This is a genomic window from Alteromonas sp. AWQ4_252, assembly GCF_056158205.1.
This window is the reverse complement of sequence record NZ_JBSWSV010000001.1, coordinates 784,629-811,299: the sequence shown is the minus strand read 5'-3', so window position 1 is coordinate 811,299 and position 26,671 is coordinate 784,629. Positions and strand designations below refer to the sequence as shown.

Genomic DNA, 26,671 nt, shown 5'->3' with positions numbered 1-26,671 from the left:
CTACTGAAGTTTCACAATCTCCGGCATATCGACAAGAATTTGTTCGACATCACTGATTGCTAACTTTCCTGGCTCCATTATTGGTTTGAACCTTCCAATGACTTCGGCATTGGGATTAATAAGAACTACAGATGCACTATGATCGACCAAATAGTCAGGTTTTTCTGTATCTCCTGTTATTGCATACATCAAACCCAAATTTCTTACAAGTGGAAATAGCTCTTTGTGTGGGCCTGTGGCTGCAACAAAATCGTCATTAAAATAACCAATATAGTTTTCAAGCCTTTGTATTGAATCCCTTTTTGGATCAACCGACAAAAACAATACCTGAGTTGGATGCCCGGACTTTATAGACGAAAGTTTAGGCCAAACTTTGTTAAGTGCAGCCATGGTTGTCGGACAAATATCAGGGCAATAAGTATAGCCGACAAAAACCAGTGTCCAGGCATTTTTCAGATTTTCTTTGCCAAATGGATTGCCATTAGCCTGGGTTAGTTCAAAGGACTTAACCGGCCTTGAAGCCGGATAAAAAGCAAAATATTTTACATCAATTTCGTCTTTGTCAGTGGTCGGCGCTAAGTACTTTGCCCCTAATATACCGGCGATCACTGCGACAATAGCAACAATGCCGATGACGATTTTTTGATTCATAAGCTAACAGGTACATAGTGGTCTACGAGTAATACGACAAACAATACCATGAGATGAACAATAGAATATCGAAATGTTTTTATGGCGGTATCTTCTTTACAAACAAATTTAAGTCTGTAAGCCCAAACCACGAACCCTGCGTTCAACACTAACGACCCGACCAGATAGATTACTCCTGACATCCCCACCAAATAAGGTAACAGACACACCAAAACAAGAAGGATCGTGTAGGCTAACACCGAGGTTTTTGTAAATGCTTCGCCATGAGTGACAGGTAACATGGGTACGTTTGCTCTGGCATAGTCTTTTCGACGATGAATGGCCAGCGCCCAGAAATGCGGGGGAGTCCAGGTAAAAATGATTAACACCAGTAATAACGCATGGGCGTGAATACTACCTGTGACGGCTGTCCATCCAAGCAAGGGTGGTGCGGCGCCAGCTAAACCACCAATAACGATATTTTGCGGCGTAGCTCTTTTTAAAAACATCGTATAGATAACCGCATAACCTACCAGACTAGCGAGTGTTAGCATTGCGGTCAGAACATTCACCAAAAACCACAACAAGGCGAACCCTGCTACTCCGAGAAGCGCTGCAAAGCACAATGCTTGTGCTGCTGTGACTTTACCTTTGACCACCGGCCTGTTAACGGTGCGCGCCATCATACCGTCAATACGGTGATCGACAACATGGTTAATCACTGCTGCAGACGAAGCCAGCATGCCTATGCCCAACATACCCGCAATTAACACCTGCAAATTGACCCAACCATCAGTAGCGAGACACATCCCCACCAATGCGGTTAGTAGTAGTAACAGGACGACTTTAGGTTTGGTTAGCTCATAGTAATCGCGCCAGGTTGTGCGCTGTTTTGATCGCGTAGCATTTACAGATAACGGAATAGATTTAGCCATGAATTCCCCCTTGAACACGAGACAATTGATAAGTGATCCACACCATGACTAATAACAAACAGGCCGCAACAAGATTATGCGCAACCGCAACAATAACGGGTAAACTAAGCACAATATTGCTCACTCCCAGTGTCACCTGAAGCATAAGAACACCAATTAACATGGAACCCGCAGTTTTCATCGACGACGACACATCCTGACGCCATAACCTGAATCCGAGCCACAATAAATACAGGAATGTAACCACTGCACCTGCCCTGTGCACAATATGCATTGTCATACGCTCGCTGTAGCCATGGGCGCCAAATTCATAGGTTTCTGCATAGGGAACGCTAAAAGCACCGGAAAAATCCAAGCGCGCTGACCAGCCGTCTTCACAAACAGGAAAATCGGTACACGCAAGCGCCGCGTAATTGGCGGAAGTCCATCCACCGAGCCCTATTTGCATAAGCAGGATCGCCATGCCAACTAAGGCAAACTTAGTCAACATATTGATGCGTCGAGGCCGACGTACGGGCTCTCTGAGTTTTAAATGATAAAGGAACAAACAGGCAAGAATACTAAAGCCACCGAGTAAATGTGCCATTACTACAACAGGCAATAAGTTTAACGTGACTGTCCACATACCGAGTGCGGCCTGAAACAATACCAACCCCACTAACAACAGTGGCAACCTTACAGATTGACCGGGCCGACGATTTCTAACCGCAACTATCGCAATAGTAAAAATACATAACCCCAGTGCTCCGGCAAAATACCGGTGAATCATTTCGTTCCACGCTTTTGCGGCTTCCACAGGCCTTTCGGGGAACGCTTGGTTAGCCATATCCACATGCGCGGCTTCAGTGGGCACTGTAAGCAGGCCGTAACACCCTGGCCAGTCTGGGCAACCAAGCCCCGCATCCGTCAGGCGGGTGTACGCGCCCAGAACAATCACCACAACGGCCAGAATCAAACTAAAAAGTACGAGTTTTCTCATGACCGACTCCTTAACCTATACGGGATAATTTCAAAAGCTTCTTCACATCGGCGAGGATGTCCCTACTGCTTTGTACAGCGTCATTTTTATCTTCATAGGTGGGGTAACGAAGCATGGCGTTATTCAGTGTATCCACCAGCATGATGGTCCCGGCATCCTGAGGTTGCATCACATTCTCGACCGCGTCCTTTGCGACTCTCACAACGTGTAAGTTGTGCTCACTTTCGATACTTTTCAGTATTGATTGATCGCTGGTATCAGTGAGAATAACCGTTGCCTCTGCGCGATCAGTTTCCCGACCAAGCGCTATCCACACCTGATGGATGCTGTAGATCGCATTCGTACATGCTGCGTCGCAGGTTTGCGGCACAGAATAGACAATACGCCATTTGGGCTCTTGTTCAGCAAGTACGGCTGAAAAATCCCTTACAGGCTGGAGTAATTCGCCTTTGTTAGTTGCACCACTGTTAAACCAACTGTTGTCCAGTGCCAATTTGGCAACCATAACTGGTAAAACAAAAATCAGAAGTAAGCCCAGTAAGGTAAATTTATTACTTTTCTCAGACATTATTTATCCTTTGTTATTGGCTCTAAACGAAAAATAGCTCACCAATGCAGCTGCGATAGCCAAACCAAACCACTGGATTGCATAACCGAGGTGTTTTTGTGGAGGCATCACTACAGGCTGCCAGTTCCTGACAAAGCTACTTTTTTCTGGTGCAGTTAATTCCACTATAAACGGAGCAACTTTCGTTTGAGTGAGACGGGAAATAAACGCAACATCAAGCGCTTGAATAACTGCAGGGAAAGAGGTATCAAACGAAAGCGTTTCCCGAACTACCGGATTAGATGAAGGAACATTTATACGACCGTGGAAGTGTTGAAATGCTGTATTTATATCAACAGTAGGAAGTTCGTCTCTGAACAGAGGCGCTTTTACCCATCCATAATTAACCAGCACAACTCCCTCATTACTGACAACAGGAACAATGACATCGTAACCCACCTGTCCATTCTCAACCTGATTGTCGAGGAACAGCAATTTTTCTGTATCTGCTTTTCCATTGAAGCCAACCAAAACATCCCGAATATCTTCACGTCGTGGGTCTAATTCTCGTAAAGTCATTGCCCCGTCACTACTTTTTTGCGCTATGCTAGCCAGACGTTGCTCCTTTTCATGCATGCGGTCGAGCTGCCAAAACCCCAGCATGACCATACAGACTACCGCTGCGCAAACTGCCACAGCAATGGGAAGTGTCAGTAACTTACGGGAAATTTTAATCATTCACTGCCCCCGCATTAGGAGAAAAATATGGTTATAAAAATAATCCTGGTTTGCCTGTTGATTTACATGATCATCAATTTATTTCTGGCTATGCGCGTTATGATGAAGAGCAACAATAACGGCGAACCCATGAGTAAATTTATTGGTCGCCGCGTGATGACATCCGTGATTATTGTTGTGCTTATTCTCATTGGCATTGCCACAGGGCTAATTACACCCAATCCAAGGCCGTATTAAACGGCCTCTCCAAGCTACAGAACATAAACAAACATATAGAGCATGACCCACACCACATCAACGAAGTGCCAGTACCAACTGCCGGCTTGAAACGCAAAATGGTTGTCAGGGGTGAAGTGCCCTTTTAATACCCGGAAAAACAGTACAATGAGAATAATCGTTCCCAGTGTCACGTGCATACCGTGAAACCCTGTGAGCATAAAGAAAGTGTTTCCGTATACGCCCGACTGAAGTGTCAGACCCAGCTCCTGATAAGCGTGGATATACTCTTCAACCTGTAAAAACAGAAAACCAACGCCCAATAAAATAGTTACCCCTAGCATCGTTATAAGTTGCTTGCGTTTTTGCTGCTCTAACCCAACGTGAGCAAAGTGCAGGGTTACTGATGAAATCAACAAGATAATGGTGTTGATAGTGGGCAAGCCCGCCGGGCTCATTTCCTGGGTTGTAGTGCCGCCAGGCGTAGTTACCAAAGGCCAGATTGCTTGAAAACCCGGCCATAAAACTTCATTGGTCATGGCGTTATTCGAGGCACCACCCAGCCAGGGTACAGAGATCATACGGGCATAAAACAAGGCACCGAAAAAGGCAGCAAAAAACATGACTTCCGAAAATATAAACCAGCTCATACCTTGTCGATATGAACGGCCGAGTTGGTCACTGTAAAGTCCTCCCATGGATTCGTCGATTTGGTTTTTAAACCAACCCACTAACATCACCAGTAACGTCAGGATCCCCAGCGACAAGATATGCACGCCATACCCTGATTCACTTTTACTACTTTCAATAACAGTATTGGCTGCGCCAACGGCGATGAGGAATAAAGCTACTGCCCCCACAATGGGCCAGGGGCTTTGTGCTGGAACATAGTAGCGCTGATACTCTTGTTGCATCATAACTCTCCTTTCTGCCCACCTAGCGACTACCGCTGGCGGACTGACGTAAATAAGGGTTCTCTTTCTCGGCGAGATCAGCCGCTCTGGCTGTCACGTCATAAAGGGTGTACTGCAATGTAAAATAGCTGATGTCTTCGGGCAGGTTTGTATCGACGTAGAAAGACATGGGCATATAAGTTTCCTGTCCGGCCTGCAAAGGTTGCTGATTGAAGCAAAAACATTCTGTTTTATTTAAATAGAGTGCAGCCTGACCGGGACTCACAGACGGAATAGCCTGCGCGATTATTTCACTACCCGCGGGGTTCCTCACATAGAACGACACCGTATTGACTTCCCCCGGATGCACTTCCACACGCTTAGTTTCTGCGCGAAATTCCCACGGCATCCCAGTATTTGTGCGGGTAATAAATTCCACAGTCACTGTTCTGCTTTCATCCACAGGAACGTCTTTCCAAACGGCTGCCTGGTTCTCTGTTTTACCGTTAATGCCGGTGATATCGCAAAACACGTCATAAAGCGGAACCAGCGCAAAACCGAATCCAAACATCGCCACGACCACCACGAGTAGTCGAATGGTTAGTGATTGATTTTGCGCCGACTGCGTACTCACTGCTTACTTCACAACAGGTGGTGTTTCAAACGTATGATAAGGAGCCGGTGAGGGGATTTCCCACTCCAGACCTTCTGCGCCTTCCCATACCTGGTCGGAAACCGGATCACCCACCTTTTTACAGGCTTTTATAACAAGAGCCAGGAAGATAAGTTGTGACAATCCGAATGCGAAACCGCCAATACTGATCCACTGGTTATAGTCGGCAAACTGTAGGGAGTAATCGGGAATTCGCCGTGGCATTCCTGCCAGACCCACAAAGTGCATAGGGAAGAACAACACGTTCACCGATACCAGCGAGCACCAGAAGTGCCACTTGGCTAAAGTTATATCAAACATTTTCCCAGTCCATTTTGGCAACCAGTAATAAACTGCTGCCATGATGGAAAATATGGCGCCGGTTACCAGTACGTAATGGAAATGCGCTACCACGAAGTAGGTGTCGTGGTATTGAAAATCAACGGGTGTGATGGCGAGCATGAGCCCCGACAAACCACCTATGGTAAACAGCACAATAAAAGCCAGGGCGAACATCATTGGAATTTCGAAAGTCATAGACCCTCGCCACATGGTGGCTACCCAGTTAAAGACTTTCACCCCTGTTGGCACTGAAATTAGCATTGTGGCGAACATGAAAAACATTTCAGCAAATACAGGCATTCCGGTAGTGAACATGTGGTGTGCCCACACAATAAACGACAACAGCGCAATGGAGGCAGTTGCGTAGACCATAGACGCATACCCAAACAAGCGCTTGCGGGCAAAAGTGGGAACAATTTGAGAGATAATACCGAAAGCTGGCAGAATCATTATGTATACTTCAGGGTGCCCAAAGAACCAGAATATATGCTGGAACATAACCGGGTCGCCGCCCCCTGCAGCGTCGAAGAAACTGGTTCCAAAGAATTTATCAGTGAGCACCATGGTTACTGCACCAGCCAGTACAGGCATTACGGCAATAAGCAGAAATGCCGTAATAAGCCATGTCCACACGAATAGCGGCATTTTCATCCACGTCATGCCTGGCGCACGCATATTGAAAATGGTCACGATGACGTTAATGGCACCCATAATGGACGAAATACCCATAATGTGCACAGAGAACACAAACAATCCGGTACTGTCACTGCTGTAGGTAGTCGACAAAGGTGCATAAAAAGTCCAGCCGAAAGCCGGACCACCGCCTTCCACAAACAATGAGCCTAACAAAATGGCAAAGGCGAATGGCAGGATCCAAAAGCTCCAGTTATTCATTCTGGGAAGCGCCATATCCGGGGCACCAATCATCATAGGAATAAGCCAGTTTGCCAGCCCGGTGAAGGCGGGCATTACCGCGCCGAAGACCATGATGAGCCCGTGAACCGTGGTCATCTGATTAAAAAAGTTAGGGTCAACTATTTGTAAACCTGGTTGGAAGAGTTCTGCACGGATCACCATCGCCATTGCGCCGCCCACCAGGAACATGATAAATGCAAACCACAAGTACAAAGTACCGATATCTTTGTGATTGGTAGTCAGTACCCAGCGCATCAGGCCTTTTGGTGCGCCGTGATGATGGTCGTCATGCATAGCGTCACCGCCTGCTACTAACGTGTCTGTCGCTTTACTCATAGTTCGCTCCTACTTACCCGTGGCAACTGCGTTAACGTCTTTGGGCTGAACAATATCGCCGGTATTATTTCCCCAAGCATTACGCTCGTAGGTCACAACCGCCGCGATGTCCTTCAGCGACAGCATTTTTCCGAAGGCCTGCATAGCTGTGCCCGCTTTCCCGTTTAACACAATGTTGATATGGGCAGCCTGATCTTCCAGTACCATCGCGCTACCTTTCAATGGAGGGAAAACACCTGGCAAGCCTTCTCCGTTGGGCATATGACAAGCTGCACAGGTAGTGTTGTATACCTTTTCTCCAACCGTCATTAACTCATCCATTGTCATGTTCATCGCCAACAAGCGCTGCTCTTCTTCTTTGGCTTTTCTGACAATGTCTTCCTGCTCAGTCATCCAGGCTTTGTAGTCTTCAGGGGTTTTAGCAACGACAACCACAGGCATGAACCCATGATCTTTTCCGCACAACTCTGCACATTGGCCACGGTATATTCCCGGCTCATTTACTTTGGTCCAGGCTTCATTGATAAAGCCAGGGTTCGCGTCTTTTTTCACCGCAAAATCAGGCACCCACCAGGAGTGAATGACATCATCAGAGGTGATCAAAAACCGGACTTTTTGGCCTGTAGGTATGACCAGGGGGCGATCAACTTCAAGCAAGTAGTTCTCGCCTTTCTCGTACTTATTTTGAATTTGCTCTTGCTGGGTAGCCATTAACGAGTAAAACGAAACATCACTGTCCATATATTGATAATGCCATTTCCACTGTGACCCAGTGACTAACACGGTCATATCGGGTTCTGTGGTATCTTCCATGGCGATGAGGGTTTTAGCAGCCGGAACGGCCATAAAAATTAAGATAAGAAAAGGGATGACTGTCCAGGCTATTTCCACTTTCACATTTTCATGAAAGTGAGCTGGTTTCGCGCCCTTGGATTTTCGGTGCTTCAAAATGGAATAAAACATCGCGCCGAAAACCACCACAGCAATGGCTACGCAAATTGAGAACATCAGCATATGCAGGTCGTAAACCTGTCCGCTAATATCAGTGACCCCCTGGCGCAGATTCAATTGACCTGCTCGCTCTGTGGTGGACGCCGTTTGAGCAAGGATTTGCCAGGGCAACAATACCGTTGCCGCACCCAAAACCCTTGTTGCTATACTTCTGCGTTTTCTCACTCAACACCTCCGTGATGGAGGGTCATGTGTAATGCCGCTTCACAAGACCCTGACATTGAGACCATCCTGGTTGTTAATATTTATCCTGGATTGTTATTTTATTGTAAACAACAGTATAAGAATTAAACAGATTTAATGGTTTGTCTAGTCTTTCATTAAGAATTTAATGATTAATCTGCGCTTATCACATTCTGAGACAGCGCCTGAGCGGGGTGTGGATTTGTAATTCTTGCTATTGAATTCTGATTTATCGAATGTTTTGTATGTTTTTTAGACAGACCATTGAATTATCAACGCTTGTGAGGTTTCTTTTAAGAAAGCACCATCTTTGTGCAATGCGTGGGTAAAACGAAGGTTTTACTGCGAAAAAAAGCAGTGAGGCTTTGTTTTCATCGGCAGTAGACCGTTTTACTACATTGAATGAATTTATACAGGCCGTAATTGTAAGTACTGAGCACTACTGTGAGCCGAAGCACGTCCAGCAATAAAAACTGCAATACAAGGCGAGTTTCCTCACTGACGTTTTGAAACTATGGTGATATTTGTCTTGTGTAAATTGGCAACGCAGCAATCGGCATCCGCCGTATTCTGCCCATAAAAAAGGCAGCTAACGCTGCCTTTTGATAACTGTTCTGAAGAAATACGTCGCTACATCCAATCAGCGTTTCGAATAACGCCAACAGCCAGTCCTTCGATGTTAAAAGGCTCAGAGGCTAAATCGACTTTAATAGTATTAAAATCATCATTTTCTGCGTGCAGCCACACTTCACGACCTTTCTTCTCAAGCCGCTTTACTGTTACGTCTTCATCAACCCGAGCCACAACTACCTGACCGTTATGAACATCGGTTGTTCTGTGAACTGCGAGTAAATCGCCATCAAGAATGCCGATATCTTTCATACTCATACCATTTACACGCAGAAGAAAGTCAGCCCTGGGATGGAACAGATCAGGATCGACCTTATAATGCATTTCTACGTGCTCCTGAGCCAGGATTGGCTCGCCAGCTGCCACCCTTCCGATAAGCGGCAAACCTGCATCCTCTTCATTCTCGGCTTCTAACGGAATATTGAGTTTAATCCCACGGGATGTTCCAGCAAGGATCTCAATCACCCCTTTTCTGGCCAGCGCTTTCAAATGCTCTTCAGCTGCATTAGCAGAACGAAAACCCAGTTGTTTGGCAATTTCTGCACGAGTTGGGGGCATGCCGGTTTCCAGCATGGTGGTTTTGATAAGTTCTAAAACTTCCGTTTGTCGGGGTGTAAGTGGACGCATAAACAGCCTGTCTTTCTATACAGTTTCTGTAAGTATATACAGTTCAGTGTTTTACACAAGTAAAAACAATGTGTGGGTTCCAGTTTAGTACGAAGAAATTCCAGCAACATTAAACTCGATTACAGACAAGGATCAGGCATTCAGTTCACTCTGCTCTTGATTCCGGCACGTGCCATAACCAGATCGTCTATAATCATAAATGGCGTACACTTGCCAGCTATGCACTGCTGCTAAAGTGTACAGCAAAGATCAACACACCCTAGTGCAAAGTAAAGGTGACGGTGAGTTGGACTTGGCTATAGATGTCCTTTAACACCAGTTTAATCGCGGTGAATTGCAGATCATATGTACTCAGATTACGGGCGCTTTGCCATGGCGTTTTCTTACCATACTGGTGGGCTCTGGGGTGGCCGTATAAAAAGGTACGATCTAACCTAATCACCTCTCCATTTGGTTGAACACCTTGCCATTCAGCTACTATGCCGAGGGCTTCATCGACGGCTCTGAACATGGCGCCTGAGCCAACTTTAAAGCGCACCGCGAGTTTATCTCCCGGCTCTAAACTATGGCCTTCAACTGAGGTAAATCCTTCTTCGCCATTGGCGAGCTCACTTAGCACTCCACTGTTGACTACATCAACTGTTGTGGTACTGGCCGAAATGTTTGAAAACTCCTTTAATAACGCCTCAAGGCTTTCTTGAACGCCTGCAAATCTGGACACCATTTCTGCAATAATTTCATGTTGTAGGTGCTGGTATTGATCATCCTCGTCTTCTGGCAGCGCCTTTAATGCAGTCAGGCAATTCGTTGGACCGTCTTCTGCCCAAACGCAATCCCATAACAGCTTTAAAAGTGTGGTGCGGTAACCTTCTTCTAAAGCAATGGCTTTATCGAGATAAGGTTTGGCAAGTGCAGGTTGCGGGGCGTCAAACCTGTAATCGAGCAAATACCGGTATGCTAGTTGATATGCAGCATCGGCATTATCCAGGTCTGCGGCCTGGGTTAATAAAGTAATGCTGTCGGACACCGGCGTCACCGATTCTCTGGCGTTTAACTGGCTCAGTGCCAGCCGATAGATGGCTTCAGGTTGACCGGTAGCGGCCGCCTGTTGGTAAAAATATGCAGCCCGTTTTTCGTCTCTATCAACGCGGTACTGGCCAAAAAAACCATTGGCGACTAACAACAAATCTTCGGTGAGTAATTTTTGTTCTTCTTCAGACGTTTCTTCAATGCCTAGTGGTGCGATAGACAACTGGCGACGAATAAAATCATCAATCATAACGTGCTCATGCTGATCGCCGCTCCAACGAGAGTGGCCATGTCCGGTGCGTTTGTAGTATGCGTGTTCAAAGGGTTTACCGAGCTTGGTTAAAACATAATCCAAGCGCTGAGTGTGCTCAAATGCTGCAACATCGTCGTTATAACCTGCGGTTAATAGCAAAGGTTTGGTGATCTTGTCGGCAAGATACAGAGGTGAAATAGTAAACAAGTCCTCATTGTATTCACCAACCGTGTTTTCGACTTTTTCTAACCATTCTTCGCTGGTTTTCAGGTTGCTCTGGTTGAACATCAGCGGCAGGTCATATACCCCAAATCGAGCGACGACACAGTCAACCAGGTCGGGATGTAAAATGCTCAGCATTAACGCCGAATAACCACCGTAACTGGCCCCTATTGCACAACGGTTTTTAAAGGTGTGTTGTTGTTCAAGCTGCTTAATGGCTTGTACGATATCCTGTTCGATCTGTTGACCAATTTCTCCTACACCACCTTCACGGAAGGCTTTGCCAAATCCAAAAGAGCCATGATAGTTTACCTGTAATACGGCATAACCACGGGTAGTGTAAAACTGGACTACGCGGTTGAATTCAGCGGTATCCCGCACGCCAACCGGTCCGCCATGGGGCATTACGAGGAGTACCTCATTGGACTTGCCGACCGCAGGATAAAAATAGGCTTCTATCTGGTTATCAGCAGACTCAAAGGTCATTAACCGGGCTGTGGAAAAAACATATCCATCTAACTCGGGTTGTACAGAAAATAACAATCTGGCGACTTTTGCCTGCACATCATAAACGTAGAGATCAGCCGGTGCATCCGCAGCATAGGCCGCTACAATATATACGTCGGCTTCAGCACTGTAATCAACCAGCACCGTATTTCGCCCGGTAAGGTTAGCATTGAGTACTGACTGGCGGTAACCATGCACTGAGTTGAGATATTCCACAGTGAGCTCGCCGCCTTTGTAGTAAGAAACTGAGGTAAGTTGACCAGTTTCATAACTAACCTCGGCTGAGATCAAATCGTAACTTTCATGCTCGTACAATACTTCACTAAAGGTTTTAGTTGGGATGTTATACCGGTAAAGTGCAATTTTATCGGTAGAAATATCACTGAGTACCGCCAGGTTGTTTTTGTCGATAAAACCCATGGGTTTGAAGGTGTATTCAGTATCAAAATCTTCCAGCAGGGTTTGCCATTCAGAATCATGCAAAGCGCGGTATTGCAGGGTGAATGTCTCTGCTTCGCTATCGTAGCTTAAGCCCAGTAATTGGTCTGATGGTGAGTCATAAAAGTAAAACGCGGCCTCATCAATAAGGTCGTGTATTTCATTTCGTCCTTTCCAGTCTGGTTGAGACAGCGCTATGGGGTCAGTCACATAGATCTCGGTATCGCCTTTAGGCGGCTTATAGGCAAACACCAGTTTTTCCGGCTCGGAATAGGCGCGCCCCAGCACATATCCGCTGTGACGAATTCGGTGAGAAGTGAAAGAAGGGGTACCGTCTTCATTAAAACTAATTTCAATGATGGTCATCACATTAACACGACGGTCGTTAACAAATACCGATACTTCAAGATACAGACGGTTAGCGGTGAGCCAGAAATACTCGGCAAGCTGGCCGCCTTCACCCAGGTCAGCAAGGGGAATAAAATTGTCAGTTTTACGATCAATCAAGCCAACCCGGGAGTTGTCTTCATGGTATTCAAATACCGCCACGTAGCTGGCATCAGGAGATAAACTTGGTGATCTAAATTGCTGATTTGAGAAAATTTTGGAAGCCGGAACCGGGCTCTCAACCTTGTTTTCTTTAATCTGTGCCAGCGCATTACACGATAAAAACAGTAAAACCAACAGCCATTTATTCATCGGTGGCCTCCAACTGTTCTATGAACTGGTAAAACTTGTCTTCCCCGGGGCCGGCATAAACCAATGAGCGTTCCCCTAACAGGCCCGGAAAGTACTCTTCCATATAGAGTTGTGCGCCAGCGGCTTGGTTTTTTAGTTCCACATCGTTGGCGAAAAACCAAAAAGACGGGCGATTAACGGTTAAATGGCCGATGTAATTGATTTGTCCGGGGGTAATTGTAAATTGCCATATGTCGTCTTCAAGCTTGGTCCTGAAGTAGAAGTTATAATTGATTTGACCCAACCGATAGTTACCTGCAGGAACCGGGATTAATATATAATTTTCTCCGGCAGAGAGATCCTCTCGTGTTAGCTTGAGGTCTTTTTCACCCCAAATATACAATGCATCGAGAGAGTAATTGTTCACCAGACCAATCAGCAGATATCCCTCCTGATTAGTGGACAGGCGATCGTCATCCTGTTTTTGCGCAGAGACCTTGGTCGCTCCACATCCGCTCAGTAAAGTGGTTAATGCGAGAAGTAATACTAACCACTTAAGATGTCGTCCTTGCATAGAGCTTTTCCGTTTATTTTCATTATGAATCGTTACTTTATCAGTGGGTTACATGTATCTCAACGGTATTCACTTTTGATAATCACGGTTTTTACTTTGAAAGTGGTCGGTAAAGTATTCGCTATAGGCAGTCGAGGCAAAACCGGCCAACCTGCTTATTATAGTGACCAAAATGACTTGACCACTACATACCCATATCTCCTAAAAGACGGCATTTTCATCAACCCACAATCTAAAACTATCTTAACCGGAAAAAATGGAGGACCAGCAAACTTCTTAACTTGAAAACGGCTACTAACCTATTGATTTTCCGTGACCCAATATTTCACTCTTAACTACTACCGACAGCAAGCAATCAATTTACAGAATCAAAAACAATCTCACGATTTCTTCGCTTCTGGTGATGCAACAATATGGTGGGAAGTAACCCCCGCAGGGTAAAGCAAGCTGCGTCGGAATGTGGTTTTAACTTCCGCAGAAGTGAAACCCGCATTGTGTACTATCTTCTTCAGTGAACGATGAGAGTAGCAGCGCAAATTAGATACGAGACCGTCCCACAGTAACATCACGGGGACAATTGGAATTAGATAGGTGAACACAGCCGTTACCAGCAACTGTCGCCGCTCTGTAATAAAGGGCAGCAAAATCATTGCGATAAGGGGGCCGAATAACATAGAAAGATAGCTTACAAATGCATTGTCGCAGTACTCAAGTACCAAGATGTCATCACCGTGGGACAAATTGAGTTTACATATTTGAGCGACCTGCTCATCGTCGAAATGATGAAAAGCGTTGATAAAAATTTTCGGGCAGCGAAAATCCGGGTTGTCCTGCAGCACATCAATAGACTGCTCTAAATAGTGAATACGCGAGTCTCCGAGGTTATTGATGTGCTCTCTGAATTCCGGGTTTTTGTGGATCATAAAATCCGACAGGTAAAATTTAATGTCTTGCTGTTTCATCTCTTTAATGAGCAGCGCATCTACATAACCACTTCCGGCGCAGGGGTCGAGTACCTTGCCGCCAGATTTTTCGATGAAAGCATTCAGCTCTGGCATCCAGAGTTTGTGGTAGCCAAAGATTTTGTACAGCGCGCCCATAAAGCGGCGCAAAAACGCGTGGTAAAATTCAGGAACCCAGAATAAATCACCGAATTCAAATAGTTTTCTTTGCATACTGTCCCCGCTTTTCCTTACTTTTCACTCACCTCTAATCGGTGATCGCGTTCGGGTGATAGTTCAATTATGGTCCAAGTTTGTTACAAAGCACGCTATCGTGACAGTTAAACTGAACTTTTCTTGTATGAGACGCGTTTATTTGGTTATGAAAACATCTATTAAAGCAAATATCACAGCGTATTTCGTCGTATTGGCTCTGTTCGCTGTTCTCGACGGCTTATGGCTGGGCGTTTTAGCTATGCCTTGGTATCAATCTGCCTTTGCTGGCTTGCTACGAGATAACTTTATTGCCTGGCCTTGGCTCGTATTCTACGTGCTTTACTGCGCTTCTATAGTGTTTCTGGCTATACGCCCTTATGCGAACCAAAACCTGATCCGCACCAGTGTCGCAGGTTTTGTACTTGGTGCAACTGCTTACGGAACTTATAACCTCACTTGCTACTCTATACTGGCTCATTGGCCACTTTCGATGACAATCGTAGACTGGATGTGGGGAACATTCGCAACAACGGTACTGGCCACTGCCGGCGGATGGGCTATGAAGAAAATTCATTGAACTGTCATGTTAGAATCGTGACAGTTCCTCACGTAGACACTATCATGACTTTCCTACCTTAGTTCATCTGGATCGCCGTATAAGTGTGGTAAACTACGCCGGTTTTCATAATACAGGATTTACTCTTCATGTCGTGGATGCGCAAAACGCTGCTGTCGGTGTTTCATTATCCCGTTAAGCTTTTAGTCAAAGATCACAGTATTCCAGCCAATGTAGAATCTGAGCTGGGTATAGACAAAAGCAAGCCTATTATTTATTTGCTACCGACAAATTCCGTTACTGATCAACTTGCTTTGCGCATGACAACGGAGAGATTAGGTTTACCCAGCCCCACGTCTGAGATCTCGGTGGCGGGCAAAACGTATCCCAGTAGCGTTTTTTTACGAAAAACAGAACCTCTGTTTGTAAAAACCGCCTCCCATACAGATGTAGATTCAGTGTTCTCCAGTCTTTTTCATCTTCACCGGGATCATCACGATGTCGACGTACAAGTGGTCCCCGTGTTTGTGTCTTGGGGTAGAGCGCCAGGTAAAGGCACGCCGGGACTGAGCGACCTGATTGCCCATCACGCTTCTCCAAGCTGGCTTAGAAAATTATTCATAGTGCTATTTCTGGGCCGTGATAATTTCATAAACTTTAGCAAAGCCGTATCAGCGCGAGAAATGTCAACTCAGCGGGGTAGCGACGAATCCATCGCTCACAAACTCATACGCGTAGCAAGTACTCACTTTCATCGAAAACGTCAGAGTATGACGGGTCCTACACTTCTTGAGCGCCAGGAATTATACAATGCCATATTGGGCTCAGAAAGCGTGAAGGAAGCCATGTATGAATCTCAGCACGCTAGAAAGGGCAAGAAAAAGACCGAAGATCCCCGGGAAACCGCCAAAGAGTATATTAACGAAATTGCCGCTGATTACCGTGAAGGACTAATCCGTTTTGGCGATCGCATTCTCACCCGTATTTGGAATAAAATTTATAATGGTATTAGTGTTGGCCATGCGGAGCGCATACGCGAACTGGCAGCGAATGGCCACGAGATTATTTATGTACCGTGTCACCGCAGCCACATGGATTACATGTTACTGACATACGTAATTTATCACGAAGGTATGGTAACGCCCCATATTGCTGCCGGGATCAACCTGAACTTCTGGCCAGCAGGCCCCATTTTTCGTCGCAGTGGCGCATTTTTTCTTCGCCGGAGTTTTGCAGGCAATCAGCTTTATACTGCAGTTTTCAGAGAATACCTTGAGCTACTCTTCAACAAGGGCTATTCAGTCAAGTATTACCCTGAAGGTGGCCGCAGCAGAACAGGGCGTTTAATCCCACCAAAAACCGGAATGCTCGCCATGACAATGCAGGCAGTACTCAAAGGTGTAAAACGCCCGGTCAGTATCGTACCTGTGTACATCGGGTACGAAAATGTCATGGAAGTAAAAAGCTACCTAAGCGAACTTAAAGGTAGTGGAAAGAAAAAAGAATCTAACCTTCAGGTTTTCTCAGCGATTAAAAAATTGCGCGACTATGGACACGGATACGTAAATTTCGGCGAACCCATCCACTTAAATCAGTTTTTAGAGCAAACCGTACCGGATTGGCGGGAAACGTTGCCTGCCGATATGGATAAAAAGCCAGCATGGCTGACACCTATGGTAAATGAGCTCGCTAATGAGGTGATGTTGCGGATCAACCGCAATGCTGCCATTAACGGTATGGCACTGGTTTCCTTATGCCTGCTTTCTTCAAAGACACAAACCATGACGGAAAAAGAACTTGTCCGCGCCATGGGCAATTATTTGACATTGCTTAAGCAGGCTCCGTTCTCAGACGATGCTACCATTCCGGACATCAGTGCCAAAACTATGCTTAAAGAAACGTTGGCACTGAAAAGGTTTAACGTATCCCAGGATGGATACGGTACATTGGTCGCACCTTTGAAGGATGCCGCTGTTTATTTAACTTACTATCGCAATAATATTCTTCATTTATTTGCATTGCCTGGAGTGATTCAGGCTGCGGTTTTCTCCAGACCAGGCATACACCGACACGAGGTGTTACGTTTAATGGCTGCGCTTTACCCATTGCTGCAAAAAGAACTGTTTATTTATATGACGCAGGATGCTGCTCTCACCTATACCGATGAGCTGATTAACAACATGGTCGAGCAAGGGTTACTGGTACTTCAGGACAGTGGCCAGTTATTCCCACCACCTTCCTCAGAGCGAACCTTCCATTCAGCGTGGTTACTTAGCCGTTGTATGCAGGAGACTTTCCAGCGTTATGCGGTGGTGCTGACCATTATGGCCCGCGAACGGGTTATTAGTCGCAACAACCTGGAAAAAACCAGCCGTCAGGTAGCTGAACGATTATCCACACTCTATGGAATGAGTTCCCCCGAGTTTTATGACAAGAACGTTCTGTCCAGCTTCATATCTGCGCTGCGAGAGAACCATTGGCTTGATTCTACTGAAGACGGTAGCCTGAAGTATTGTGAAGAGTCAGATGCGTTGAGGCAGGACGTGTTAACCCTGGTGTTACCAGAAATCACGCAACACTTACAGAATGTTGATTCTCAATGTTAAGTAATACGGTTGTGTATGTAATGGTAATAATCTGCTTATAATTTAAAGGAATAGTTATGTTTAAAGGGAAGTGTAGAGAAATATTCATTACGTTAATGACAACAGGGTTGCTTGCTGTTACCAGCGGATGTTCCAGCACCGCAACCACGTCTATGGAATCATCAAGTCAGGTACTAAAATTAGAATACCCTCGCTATGGTGCTGGTGTTACAGCCGATACCCAAGCAATTTATGCTTTCGGCGGCAGCAATGAATATGGCCTTCGTGATGATATAGAAATAGTTGATTTGGCGACTAATAATAGTCAGGTACTGAAAGGACATATATTGCCCCGGCGATACTTTTCTGCTGTCGCTGACGGCAACAACCATATATTCCTGATTGGCGGGATTTCCCGTACCGGCATACAAAGTAAATTCGAAAATCGCGTTGAAATATTCAACACCGAAACGCGCACTGTCTCAGAAGCCGCTCCCTTGCCATACCCAACTCGTATCAATACAGCAGTACGCATAGGTGACAAAATTTATGTTATGGGTGGGGCTCACAGAGACTGGGAAACCAAAGAAATGAAACGAACCAGCCTCATGTCTGTCTACGATATAGCTGCTGACAGTTGGTCTTTAGCGCCGCCTATGCCCACAGGCAAAGCCACCAGCGCGGTTGTGTATGAGGGAAAAATTTATGTGGTAGCTGGCTACACCGGTGATCAAAAGCTCGACGTATTTGAACAGTTTGACCCTAACACCAATACTTGGACAAGCTTACCCGCTTTGCCAATGGCGCTGAGTGCTCACACCACAACAGTGTGGCGCAACTACCTGTTATCTTTTGGTGATTATGACGCGCTGGACGTTGTATGGGCGTACAACTTCATCACGAAACAATGGCGTCAAATTGAGTTACCGGTAATGGGTGTACGTCACAGCAAAGCGGTAACTGTCAAAGACAATGTGTACTTGGTTGGCGGAACACAAGGCTCTAAAGGGCCGGTCAAGGATACTGTTCAGGTATTCACTGCTAAGCAGTTAACCGACGCTTTGAAGTGATAGTATTACAGTATCCTTAACCAATAAAAAAAGGGCGCGACGCGCCCTTTGCTATTGTAGTTACAACCGACTCATGACAAGAAAAAACGATAAGCAGGGTTTTCTGTTACGTCCTGATGTTGGTAATTTAATTGATTCAGGTGCGTGTCAAAGGCCTCCCGACTTTCCGGCGGAATATCAAAACCAGCCAGTACTAACCCTTCCGCAGCACCATGGTTGCGATAGTGAAACAGCGTAATATTCCAGCGCTCTCCCAAGGTATTTAAAAATTTCAACAATGCACCGGGATGCTCAGGAAATTCAAAAGTGAACATCACTTCATTGAGCAGAGCGGGAGGCCTGCCTCCAACCATGTGACGAACGTGCAGCTTCGCCAATTCGTTGTCAGACATATCGAAACAATCATAGCCTTGACTGCTCAGTGACGTACTAAGCTCAGCAAATTCGGGCTTACCACCTTTGAGGTTAACACCTACAAAGATATGAGCATCGGTATCATTGGCGTACCGATAATTAAATTCGGTAATCGCTTTTCCGCCGAGCAGCTCACAAAATTGTTTAAACGCCCCGCGCCGTTCTGGAATCTTGACGGCAAACACAGCTTCTTTTTGCTCGCCCAATTCGCAACGCTCAGAGACATACCGCAATGTATGGAAATTGATGTTCGCGCCACACAGAATGCCGCCCAGTTTTTTGCCTTTTAAGCCGTGCTGCTTTGAGTATTTTTTAATAGCAGCAATGGACATTGCCCCAGCAGGCTCCGCAATCACTCGGGTATCATCGAAAATATCTTTAATTGCAGCGCAAATTTCGTCATTGCTTACCGTCATGGTTTCATCGATAAGCGTTTTACACAGCCTGAATGTTTCGGTGCCCATGGTTTTCACCGCCACCCCATCGGCGAAGATGCCTACCGAAGGTAAGGTTACGATACTTCCGGCTTCCATAGCAGCTTTAAAACACGCTGACTCTTCTGACTCTACACCCACGATCTTGATATCTGGTTTCAATTGCTTCAGGTAAACGGCGATACCTGCGGCTAATCCACCACCGCCAATGGCAACAAACACAATATCCAAATTGGGATTTTGCTCCAACAACTCTCTGGCTATGGTACCTTGGCCGGCAATGACATCCGGATCATCAAAGGGCGGAATAAATGTGTAGCCCTGGGACTCGGCCAACTGCTGGGCATGCTTGCTGGCGGTGTCGAAATTGGTGCCATGAAGCACTATATTCACAAAGTTACCGCCAAAGCGCCGCACCGCATCCACTTTGATGTCAGGCGTGGTTTCCGGCATAACAATGGTCGCGTGTATACCTTTCTTACGCGCGCCAAAAGCCAGCCCCTGTGCATGGTTTCCCGCAGAAGCAGCAATCACACCACCTTCGAGCTGCGCTGGCGTAAGTGAAGACAAGCGGTTATACGCGCCACGTAACTTAAACGACTTCACCGGCTGCTGATCTTCCCGTTTCAGGTAGATATCATTCCCCAACAACTGAGACAGCCTGGACATGGCCGACAACTCACTGTGAACAGCCACATCATAAACCGGTGCCAGCAATATCTTCTTTAAATACTCGTGTTGGCTAACGGTCATATATCTTCCAGCTTTGACGGATCCCTTACCGCGCCTTTATCTGCACTGGTAGCTAACAAGGCGAAGTTCTTCAGTGATAAAGACACTTCCCGCTGACGGTCCTTCGGACGCCATGGCTTGTCACTGGCCTCCATTGCGGCTCGGCGATGAGCAAGTTCCTCATCAGAAATTGCAATGTTGATAGTACGGTTTGGAATGTCGATTTCAATTTTGTCACCGTCTTCAACTAAGCCAATACCACCACCACTAGCGGCTTCTGGTGAACAGTGACCGATTGATAAACCACTGGTACCGCCGGAGAAGCGTCCATCTGTGATCAACGCACAGGCTTTACCCAGTCCTTTCGATTTAAGGTAAGAGGTTGGGTACAGCATTTCCTGCATCCCAGGCCCACCACGTGGTCCTTCGTATCGGATAATGACAACGTCTCCGGCTTTCACTTCATCACCGAGAATACCGGCAACGGCATCATCCTGACTTTCATAGATTTTAGCCGTGCCGGTGAACTTCAAAATAGACTCATCAACACCCGCTGTTTTAACGATACAACCGTCAGTGGCAAGATTACCGTACAATACCGCCAAACCGCCGTCTTTGCTGTACGCGTTCTCAATGCTGCGAATACACCCTTCTGTGCGGTCGGCATCGGCTTCATCCCACCGGCAATCCTGACTAAACGCCTGAGTTGTGCGAATACCCGCAGGGCCTGCGCGGAAAAAAGTATGCGCTTTTTCGTTGTCTGCTTTAGTAATATCCCAGTCTTCAATGACTTCAGGCAAGCTTTTACCTAAAACGTGATGGACATCTTTGTTTAGCAAACCGGCCTTGTTCAACTCACCTAAAATGCCCAGTACGCCACCAGCGCGATGAACATCTTCCATATGGTATTTTGGCGTAGAAGGGGCAACTTTACACAAGTGTGGTACCTTGCGTGACAGACGATCAATATCAGCCATGGTGAACGGCACTTCACCTTCCATGGCTGCTGCCAATAGATGCAAAATGGTATTTGTAGAACCGCCCATGGCGATATCCAGGCTCATGGCATTTTCAAATGCCTTAAACGATGCAATATTTCGTGGCAGCGCGGTTTCATCGTCGTTCTTGTACCAACGCTCACACAATTCAACAGCCAGAGCACCGGCTTGCTTGAACAGGTTTTCTCGGTCAGCATGGGTAGCCAAAAGCGAACCATTACCTGGTAACGACAAGCCCAAGGCTTCCGTCAAACAGTTCATTGAGTTAGCTGTGAACATCCCCGAACAGGATCCACAGGTTGGGCACGCAGAACGCTCAATTTTGTCTGCATCGTCGTCGCTAACCCGGTCGTCGGCAGCTGCAACCATAGCATCCACTAAATCAAGTTTGATGATTTGATCGGACAACTTGGTTTTCCCCGCTTCCATCGGCCCACCGGAAACGAAAACCACAGGCACGTTAAGCCGCATTGCAGCCATCAGCATTCCCGGCGTAATTTTGTCGCAATTGGAAATACACACGATGGCATCTGCGCAGTGTGCGTTCACCATATATTCAACTGAGTCAGCAATAATTTCCCGGGATGGCAGGCTGTAAAGCATGCCGCTGTGTCCCATGGCAATTCCATCGTCCACGGCGATGGTGTTGAACTCTTTCGCTACACCGCCAGCGGCTTCAACACTTCGGGCAACAAGTTGCCCCATATCCTTGAGGTGCACATGCCCAGGCACAAACTGCGTGAAAGAGTTGGCAATCGCAATAATGGGCTTCCCAAAATCGTTGTCTTTCATCCCGGTTGCACGCCAGAGCGCACGGGCGCCGGCCATATTTCTTCCCTGGGTAGAGGTTGCAGATCGTAACTTGGGCATAATACTTTCCCGTTTTTAAATTAATTGCTAAAAATTACTTATAAACCGGTGTCAACCAGTTCCATTTGTCTTCCGTTTTGCCATTGAACAGGCCGAAGAACATATCTTGTACTTTTTCAGTAATAGGGCCGCGGGCGCCATTACCGACTGAAATGCCATCTACGCTGCGAACTGGTGTCACTTCAGCTGCGGTACCGCACATTAGAATTTCGTCAGCTAAGTACATAGCTTCACGGGGAATATTCTCTTCACGGACCTCGTAACCCATTTCTTTTAACAGCGTAATGACGGTGTCGCGTGTAATACCTGGCAAGATAGCAGCGGTTTTAGGCGTGGTAGACACAATGCCGTTTCTGATCACAAAAATGTTCTCTCCGGCACCTTCAGAGATGTAACCGTTGCGGTCAAGGGCAATACCTTCACCGTAGCCGTGACGGCGAGCTTCCATCGAAATAAGCTGTGATGACAAGTAGTTGCCGCCAGCTTTAGCACCTGTAGGAATGGTGTTTGCCGCCAAGCGATTCCAGGAAGAAATACCGGCATCCACACCATTTTTCAACGCTTCTTCACCAAGGTATGCGCCCCACTCGAAGGCCGCAATGGCCACTTCGGTTTCAGTGCCAAAAGGTACGGCCAGCCCCATGCCGATATCACCGTAATAAGCTATGGGACGAATATATGCTGACTTAAGTTCATTCTTACGAATGATGTCCATAGTGGCTTCATTAATTTGATCCAGCGTATATGGAATTGTCATTCGGTAAATTTTTGCAGAGTCGAACAGGCGCTTGTTGTGTTCATCCAGGCGAAATACACAGGTTCCCTTGTCTGGTGTGTTATAGGCACGGATCCCCTCGAACACTGACGAGCCATAATGAATAGCATGTGTCATTACGTGTACGGTTGCTTCTTTCCAGTGTTTAATTTCACCGTTGAACCAAATATATTCTGCTGGTTGCTTAGCCATGATTGTTCCTTTTAAGTGGCAGGCTGAGCGTTTGCCTGACACTGTTGAATTGTTTTTAATAAGTAACAAGACATTTGTCTGCAACGAATGATACATGACAGCGGGAAACCGCCCAACTCAAGATCAAGGTTGTTATGACAGCCGGACAAGAATGTTTACACTGGTGTCAGCTAACCGACACACTTGTCCACGCAAGGTTTTGCCACTCTGTTTATCGTCACAGATGAGGGTAGCACTACGCGTACTGTTTTTGACTGGATTTTTGAAAATTTCGGAATTTTAGTACGTGCTTTTAGCACTGTGAAAACCGGCTGGCCGACCAGAATTCAACTAATGGGTGAAGAAATAGCATGAAACGACGCTAAGAATCAAGTAATTTGCGTTGGGTCTGACAAGTTTTCCGTGCTTCACGTAGGGTGAAGCACACTAGAATATCGGTGTGTGGTAATGGGTGATTGGTTTCATTGGATAAATTTAGCTGGGGTCGCTGTATGTGCGATTTCAGGTACGCTTATGGCCTATCAAAAAAGGATGGATGGGTTTGGCGTAGTGGTTCTCGCTTCCGTTACCGCCATCGGCGGTGGCACCCTTCGCGACATCGTATTAGACATTCCGGTATTTTGGGTTCAGGACACTGACTACCTTTACTCAACGTTGGGAGCCGCAGCAGTAACTATTGCGTGGTTGAGGCTCAGCCCTCGCTTCCCATACCACTACCTTCTTATTGCCGATGCATTTGGTCTTGCCTTATTTAACGTTGTGGGCATGGAAAAGGCGTTAATTCACGATTCACCTATGTCAGTTGCCATAGCAATGGGCACTATTACCGGGGTATTCGGCGGATTACTGCGGGATGTTATATGCCGTGAGGTTCCCTTAGTGCTAAACGGCGAACTCTACGCCATCACCTGTATTTTAGGCGGATTGGCCTACGCGTGCCTCCACTATAGCGGCTTGGACTCCCAGTTTTGTGCCTTAGTTGCCGTCATCGTTACAGTATTGGTGCGGTTAGGTGCGTTGCGGTGGCATTGGCAGCTACCGGTTTTTAAATCTGAATAACCCTTCTTGTGATCAGTATTGCCGCTTTGTTTTCTTGCTTAAAATATCTCACACACTGCGATTAAGGGTGTATACAAAAAATTGAGATAGAGCAGGAGGGCGACAATGGGAATGGCCGTGGTGCATACCCGGGCAGGCAGTGGAATGGAAGCGCCGCCAGTAAGGGTGGAAGTGCACCTTGCAAACGGGTTACCGTCCTTTCAACTTGTTGGTATGGCAGAAACATCGGTAAAAGAAGCCAGAGACAGGGTACGAAGCGCGCTGATCAACAGCGGTTTTGAATTCCCGGCTCGGCGAATTACTGTCAATTTATCTCCTGCAAGTATTGCGAAACAAGGTGGGCAATTCGATTTAGCCATCGCTATTGGTATTTTGGTTGCTCACGGCACACTCACCGAAGCAGCCGTTGCGCGCTGTGAGTTTTTGGGCGAACTTGCGCTTACCGGAGAACTGCGTGGAATAAGCGGTGTCATACCGGCAGTGATTGCTTGCCGAAATCAGGGCAATAGTCTTTTTCATCCTCTCGAAAACCAAAGAGAATCCGCCATTGTTGAAGGGGCGACCCGGTACGCTGCCGATTCCCTTTTAGCGGTGTACCTGCACTTATCAGGCACGGAGCCTTTGATTAAAGATAAAAACGTAGCGCTAACCAGTCAGGCACCAACCGAAGACGACGTTTGGCATGGCATTCAAGGGCAACATCAAGCCAAGCGGGCGTTGATGATTGCCGCTGCTGGTGCACACAATTTACTTTTTACAGGCCCCCCTGGCACTGGTAAAAGCCTACTTGCAAGCCGCTTGCTACACATGCTGCCTCCGCTTTCTCCTGAGGAAGCCTTAGAAGTTGCTGCATTACACTCGTTAAAACAACGTGGTGCAGTTTTGCAAATTCAGGCCAGTAGACCTTTTCGCTCTCCTCATCACACAGCATCAGCGGTTGCAATTACCGGTGGAGGCGCATCGCCACAACCCGGTGAAGTGTCTTTGGCCCATCATGGTGTGTTATTTCTCGATGAACTTCCGGAATTTGGCCGTCGTACTTTAGACGTCCTCAGAGAGCCATTGGAAACCGGTGAAGTTCACATCTCTCGTGCTTCAGCAAGCGTAGTTTACCCTGCTAAGTTCCAACTTATTGCGGCAATGAACCCAAGTCCCACAGGTGATATTCACGATGGCCGCACGCCACCAGATCAAATTCTACGCTATTTATCACGGGTATCGGGCCCGCTTCTCGACCGTATTGATATACAAGTTGAAGTTCCTCGCCTACCAGAATATCAACTGAGCTTATGGCAGGACAAAAATGAACCAGACGACATAAAACACCCGGTAGAAAAAGTCATGAGAGCCCGGAAAACGCAGTTACAAAGACAAGATGTTTTAAATGCGTATATTCCTGTTACGGCATTGGCTAATTGTTGCAAGTTATCACAGCAAGACCTTGATTTTATTCAACTGGCGGCGGAAAAACTTAGTTTGTCTATGCGGGCATTTCATCGCACATTAAAAGTGGCTCGCACCATTGCAGACTTGTCAGGTGATAACGGTGTTAACCGCCACCACCTTGCTGAGGCCCTTGGTTATCGTGCCTTAGATAGCCTTATACAACAGCTGAGCTCAAGCTAAATAAGGCGTCTACCAAGGGTTCATGTCGTCGCGCTTGCAAACAGCTAAGACCTAGCTCATAGACTTCGATATCGGATACCTGGATCTTAGAAACACTCGCAGCCATGGCAGAATGATCGAGGACAACCTGAGGTACAAAACCCACGCCACACTCAAGGGCAACCATACTTACAATGGCTTCATTACCACCGACAGAAGCATACACGTTAGGGCGGATCCCGTGTTCGGCAAACCAGTGGTAAGCAATGCGCCTGGTCGGGCCGTGTTCGGGCATGATTACCTGATGTTTGCGCCAGTCGATATGTGATAGCTCAGACAACCTCCATTCTCTTGGCGCGATGAGTACAAGCGGTACCTTATCCAGAGGCGTGAACGTCATATCCGTGGGAAAATCCGGCGTATTTATAGCAATGGCGACATCGCATTCCTTTTGCTTTACTTTCGTATTCGCCAGGGCTGGATCTCCGGTAACCAAACGAATATCTACCCCCGGATATCGAGCCCGAAACGCTTTAAGCAGTGCTGGTAAGTGACTTTGGCTCGCAGTCACGGAGCAAAAAACACTGAGTTCGCCTTGCAGTGCTTCGTTGTCATCTTTCAATTCACGACGGATGTCATCCCATTGTCTTAACACGTCAGTACTGAAGGACAACATTTTATGACCGGCGTGCGTCAACACCACCGAGCGATTATTCCGCTTCAGTAGCGTTACGCCGCACTCGTCTTCAAGCCTTTGTATAGCGCGGCTAAGCGTGGAAGGCGACACATACATAGCCTCTGCAGTTTCACCAAAATGTAAACTGGAAGCCAAATGATTGAATAATTGTAACGACCGAAAATCCATAATATTGCAAAATATGAAACACTG

At 46.6% G+C, this 26,671-nt stretch carries 23 protein-coding genes; 6 read left to right on the top strand and 17 right to left on the bottom strand.

From position 1 onward, the window contains the following. Genes ACXACM_RS03565 through ACXACM_RS03545 form a run of 5 tightly spaced genes read right to left on the bottom strand, consistent with a single transcriptional unit; the run spans position 1 to position 3,829 of the window. On the bottom strand, positions 1-651 hold the full coding sequence (locus ACXACM_RS03565) for an SCO family protein (RefSeq protein WP_474819843.1): 651 nt from the start codon (positions 649-651) through the stop codon (positions 1-3). Beyond that, complete coding sequence (cyoE, locus tag ACXACM_RS03560) at positions 648-1,565, bottom strand: heme o synthase (protein WP_474819842.1); 918 nt, start codon at positions 1,563-1,565, stop codon at positions 648-650. Before cyoE ends, ACXACM_RS03565 begins: the two co-directional genes overlap by 4 nt. Continuing rightward, positions 1,558-2,544, bottom strand: a complete 987-nt coding sequence (locus tag ACXACM_RS03555; RefSeq protein WP_474819840.1) for a COX15/CtaA family protein — start codon at positions 2,542-2,544, stop codon at positions 1,558-1,560. The genes cyoE and ACXACM_RS03555 overlap by 8 nt, the downstream gene beginning before the upstream one ends. 10 nt (positions 2,545-2,554) lie before the next feature. After that, on the bottom strand, positions 2,555-3,112 hold the full coding sequence (locus ACXACM_RS03550; RefSeq protein ID WP_474819839.1) for a hypothetical protein: 558 nt from the start codon (positions 3,110-3,112) through the stop codon (positions 2,555-2,557). Between the two features lie 3 nt (positions 3,113-3,115). Continuing rightward, entirely contained in the window at positions 3,116-3,829 is a 714-nt protein-coding gene (locus tag ACXACM_RS03545; protein WP_474819838.1) for an SURF1 family protein, read from the bottom strand. Positions 3,830-3,856: 27 nt separating this feature from the next. Between ACXACM_RS03545 and ACXACM_RS03540 the strand changes: the two genes are divergently transcribed. Beyond that, the gene (locus ACXACM_RS03540) at positions 3,857-4,066 is read left to right on the top strand and encodes a DUF2909 domain-containing protein (protein ID WP_474819837.1); all 210 of its coding nucleotides are present in this window, start codon (positions 3,857-3,859) and stop codon (positions 4,064-4,066) included. Between the two features lie 14 nt (positions 4,067-4,080). On the opposite strand, the gene ACXACM_RS03535 is transcribed toward ACXACM_RS03540, so the two are convergent. The 8 genes from ACXACM_RS03535 to ACXACM_RS03500 all read right to left on the bottom strand — a co-directional run bounded on the left by ACXACM_RS03535 (position 4,081) and on the right by ACXACM_RS03500 (position 14,510). Next, on the bottom strand, positions 4,081-4,962 hold the full coding sequence (locus ACXACM_RS03535) for a cytochrome c oxidase subunit 3 (protein WP_474819835.1): 882 nt from the start codon (positions 4,960-4,962) through the stop codon (positions 4,081-4,083). A gap of 19 nt (positions 4,963-4,981) precedes the next feature. Beyond that, entirely contained in the window at positions 4,982-5,572 is a 591-nt protein-coding gene (locus ACXACM_RS03530; protein ID WP_474819834.1) for a cytochrome c oxidase assembly protein, read from the bottom strand. A gap of 3 nt (positions 5,573-5,575) precedes the next feature. Beyond that, positions 5,576-7,183: a cytochrome c oxidase subunit I gene (gene ctaD / locus ACXACM_RS03525; RefSeq protein ID WP_474819833.1), complete on the bottom strand. Its 1,608-nt coding sequence runs from the start codon at positions 7,181-7,183 to the stop codon at positions 5,576-5,578. A 9-nt stretch (positions 7,184-7,192) separates the two neighbouring features. Further along, on the bottom strand, positions 7,193-8,308 hold the full coding sequence (coxB, locus tag ACXACM_RS03520) for a cytochrome c oxidase subunit II (RefSeq protein WP_474824203.1): 1,116 nt from the start codon (positions 8,306-8,308) through the stop codon (positions 7,193-7,195). 699 nt (positions 8,309-9,007) lie between these two features. Then, entirely contained in the window at positions 9,008-9,634 is a 627-nt protein-coding gene (lexA, locus tag ACXACM_RS03515) for a transcriptional repressor LexA (protein WP_474819832.1), read from the bottom strand. A gap of 259 nt (positions 9,635-9,893) precedes the next feature. Further along, the gene (locus ACXACM_RS03510; RefSeq protein ID WP_474819831.1) at positions 9,894-12,782 is read right to left on the bottom strand and encodes an alpha/beta hydrolase family protein; all 2,889 of its coding nucleotides are present in this window, start codon (positions 12,780-12,782) and stop codon (positions 9,894-9,896) included. Next, a complete protein-coding gene (locus tag ACXACM_RS03505) occupies positions 12,775-13,335 on the bottom strand; it encodes a hypothetical protein (RefSeq protein ID WP_474819829.1) in 561 nt (186 codons plus the stop codon). Before ACXACM_RS03505 ends, ACXACM_RS03510 begins: the two co-directional genes overlap by 8 nt. Positions 13,336-13,715: 380 nt before the next feature. Next, positions 13,716-14,510 (bottom strand): hypothetical protein, encoded by a 795-nt coding sequence (locus ACXACM_RS03500; RefSeq protein ID WP_474819828.1) that lies wholly within the window; start codon positions 14,508-14,510, stop codon positions 13,716-13,718. Positions 14,511-14,658: 148 nt separating this feature from the next. Between ACXACM_RS03500 and ACXACM_RS03495 the strand changes: the two genes are divergently transcribed. The 3 genes from ACXACM_RS03495 (at position 14,659) to ACXACM_RS03485 (ending at position 18,703) form a co-directional block, all read left to right on the top strand. Then, positions 14,659-15,069, top strand: a complete 411-nt coding sequence (locus ACXACM_RS03495; RefSeq protein WP_474819827.1) for a DUF2177 family protein — start codon at positions 14,659-14,661, stop codon at positions 15,067-15,069. Between the two features lie 128 nt (positions 15,070-15,197). Next, positions 15,198-17,654 carry a glycerol-3-phosphate 1-O-acyltransferase PlsB gene (gene plsB, locus ACXACM_RS03490; RefSeq protein ID WP_474819825.1) on the top strand — a complete coding sequence of 819 codons (2,457 nt, stop codon included), beginning with the start codon at positions 15,198-15,200 and terminating at the stop codon, positions 17,652-17,654. Positions 17,655-17,710: 56 nt separating this feature from the next. After that, complete coding sequence (locus ACXACM_RS03485; protein ID WP_474819824.1) at positions 17,711-18,703, top strand: Kelch repeat-containing protein; 993 nt, start codon at positions 17,711-17,713, stop codon at positions 18,701-18,703. A 71-nt stretch (positions 18,704-18,774) separates the two neighbouring features. Here the strand turns inward: ACXACM_RS03485 and ilvA are convergent, their stop codons facing one another. Genes ilvA through ACXACM_RS03470 form a run of 3 tightly spaced genes read right to left on the bottom strand, consistent with a single transcriptional unit; the run spans position 18,775 to position 23,118 of the window. Beyond that, positions 18,775-20,304: a threonine ammonia-lyase, biosynthetic gene (gene ilvA, locus ACXACM_RS03480; protein ID WP_474819823.1), complete on the bottom strand. Its 1,530-nt coding sequence runs from the start codon at positions 20,302-20,304 to the stop codon at positions 18,775-18,777. Next, positions 20,301-22,151 (bottom strand): dihydroxy-acid dehydratase, encoded by a 1,851-nt coding sequence (gene ilvD / locus ACXACM_RS03475; RefSeq protein ID WP_474819822.1) that lies wholly within the window; start codon positions 22,149-22,151, stop codon positions 20,301-20,303. Before ilvD ends, ilvA begins: the two co-directional genes overlap by 4 nt. 34 nt (positions 22,152-22,185) lie before the next feature. Then, entirely contained in the window at positions 22,186-23,118 is a 933-nt protein-coding gene (locus tag ACXACM_RS03470) for a branched-chain amino acid transaminase (RefSeq protein ID WP_474819820.1), read from the bottom strand. A 447-nt stretch (positions 23,119-23,565) separates the two neighbouring features. On the opposite strand from ACXACM_RS03470, the gene ACXACM_RS03465 reads away from it, so the two are divergent. Together ACXACM_RS03465 and ACXACM_RS03460 are read left to right on the top strand one after the other, a co-directional pair. Continuing rightward, positions 23,566-24,177, top strand: coding sequence for a trimeric intracellular cation channel family protein (locus ACXACM_RS03465; protein WP_474819819.1), 612 nt, complete (start codon positions 23,566-23,568; stop codon positions 24,175-24,177). 105 nt (positions 24,178-24,282) lie between these two features. Then, complete coding sequence (locus ACXACM_RS03460; RefSeq protein ID WP_474819818.1) at positions 24,283-25,803, top strand: YifB family Mg chelatase-like AAA ATPase; 1,521 nt, start codon at positions 24,283-24,285, stop codon at positions 25,801-25,803. Here ACXACM_RS03460 and ilvY read toward each other — a convergent pair. Further along, on the bottom strand, positions 25,778-26,647 hold the full coding sequence (gene ilvY, locus ACXACM_RS03455; protein WP_474819816.1) for an HTH-type transcriptional activator IlvY: 870 nt from the start codon (positions 26,645-26,647) through the stop codon (positions 25,778-25,780). The two genes, ACXACM_RS03460 and ilvY, sit on opposite strands and share 26 nt — an antisense overlap. Positions 26,648-26,671: the final 24 nt, after the last annotated feature.

Coding starts and splice junctions, on each gene's coding strand:
- ACXACM_RS03485 (WP_474819824.1), top strand. CDS start 17,711: ATGTTTAAAGGGAAGTGTAGAGAAATATTCATTACGTTAATGACAACA.
- plsB (WP_474819825.1), top strand. CDS start 15,198: ATGTCGTGGATGCGCAAAACGCTGCTGTCGGTGTTTCATTATCCCGTT.
- ACXACM_RS03535 (WP_474819835.1), bottom strand. CDS start 4,962: ATGATGCAACAAGAGTATCAGCGCTACTATGTTCCAGCACAAAGCCCC.
- ACXACM_RS03495 (WP_474819827.1), top strand. CDS start 14,659: ATGAAAACATCTATTAAAGCAAATATCACAGCGTATTTCGTCGTATTG.
- ilvD (WP_474819822.1), bottom strand. CDS start 22,151: ATGCCCAAGTTACGATCTGCAACCTCTACCCAGGGAAGAAATATGGCC.
- ACXACM_RS03505 (WP_474819829.1), bottom strand. CDS start 13,335: ATGCAAGGACGACATCTTAAGTGGTTAGTATTACTTCTCGCATTAACC.
- ACXACM_RS03460 (WP_474819818.1), top strand. CDS start 24,283: ATGGGAATGGCCGTGGTGCATACCCGGGCAGGCAGTGGAATGGAAGCG.
- ctaD (WP_474819833.1), bottom strand. CDS start 7,183: ATGAGTAAAGCGACAGACACGTTAGTAGCAGGCGGTGACGCTATGCAT.
- ACXACM_RS03565 (WP_474819843.1), bottom strand. CDS start 651: ATGAATCAAAAAATCGTCATCGGCATTGTTGCTATTGTCGCAGTGATC.
- ACXACM_RS03540 (WP_474819837.1), top strand. CDS start 3,857: ATGGTTATAAAAATAATCCTGGTTTGCCTGTTGATTTACATGATCATC.
- ACXACM_RS03465 (WP_474819819.1), top strand. CDS start 23,566: ATGGGTGATTGGTTTCATTGGATAAATTTAGCTGGGGTCGCTGTATGT.
- ACXACM_RS03500 (WP_474819828.1), bottom strand. CDS start 14,510: ATGCAAAGAAAACTATTTGAATTCGGTGATTTATTCTGGGTTCCTGAA.
- ACXACM_RS03555 (WP_474819840.1), bottom strand. CDS start 2,544: ATGAGAAAACTCGTACTTTTTAGTTTGATTCTGGCCGTTGTGGTGATT.
- ilvY (WP_474819816.1), bottom strand. CDS start 26,647: ATGGATTTTCGGTCGTTACAATTATTCAATCATTTGGCTTCCAGTTTA.
- ACXACM_RS03470 (WP_474819820.1), bottom strand. CDS start 23,118: ATGGCTAAGCAACCAGCAGAATATATTTGGTTCAACGGTGAAATTAAA.
- lexA (WP_474819832.1), bottom strand. CDS start 9,634: ATGCGTCCACTTACACCCCGACAAACGGAAGTTTTAGAACTTATCAAA.
- ilvA (WP_474819823.1), bottom strand. CDS start 20,304: ATGACCGTTAGCCAACACGAGTATTTAAAGAAGATATTGCTGGCACCG.
- cyoE (WP_474819842.1), bottom strand. CDS start 1,565: ATGGCTAAATCTATTCCGTTATCTGTAAATGCTACGCGATCAAAACAG.
- ACXACM_RS03510 (WP_474819831.1), bottom strand. CDS start 12,782: ATGAATAAATGGCTGTTGGTTTTACTGTTTTTATCGTGTAATGCGCTG.
- ACXACM_RS03545 (WP_474819838.1), bottom strand. CDS start 3,829: ATGATTAAAATTTCCCGTAAGTTACTGACACTTCCCATTGCTGTGGCA.
- ACXACM_RS03550 (WP_474819839.1), bottom strand. CDS start 3,112: ATGTCTGAGAAAAGTAATAAATTTACCTTACTGGGCTTACTTCTGATT.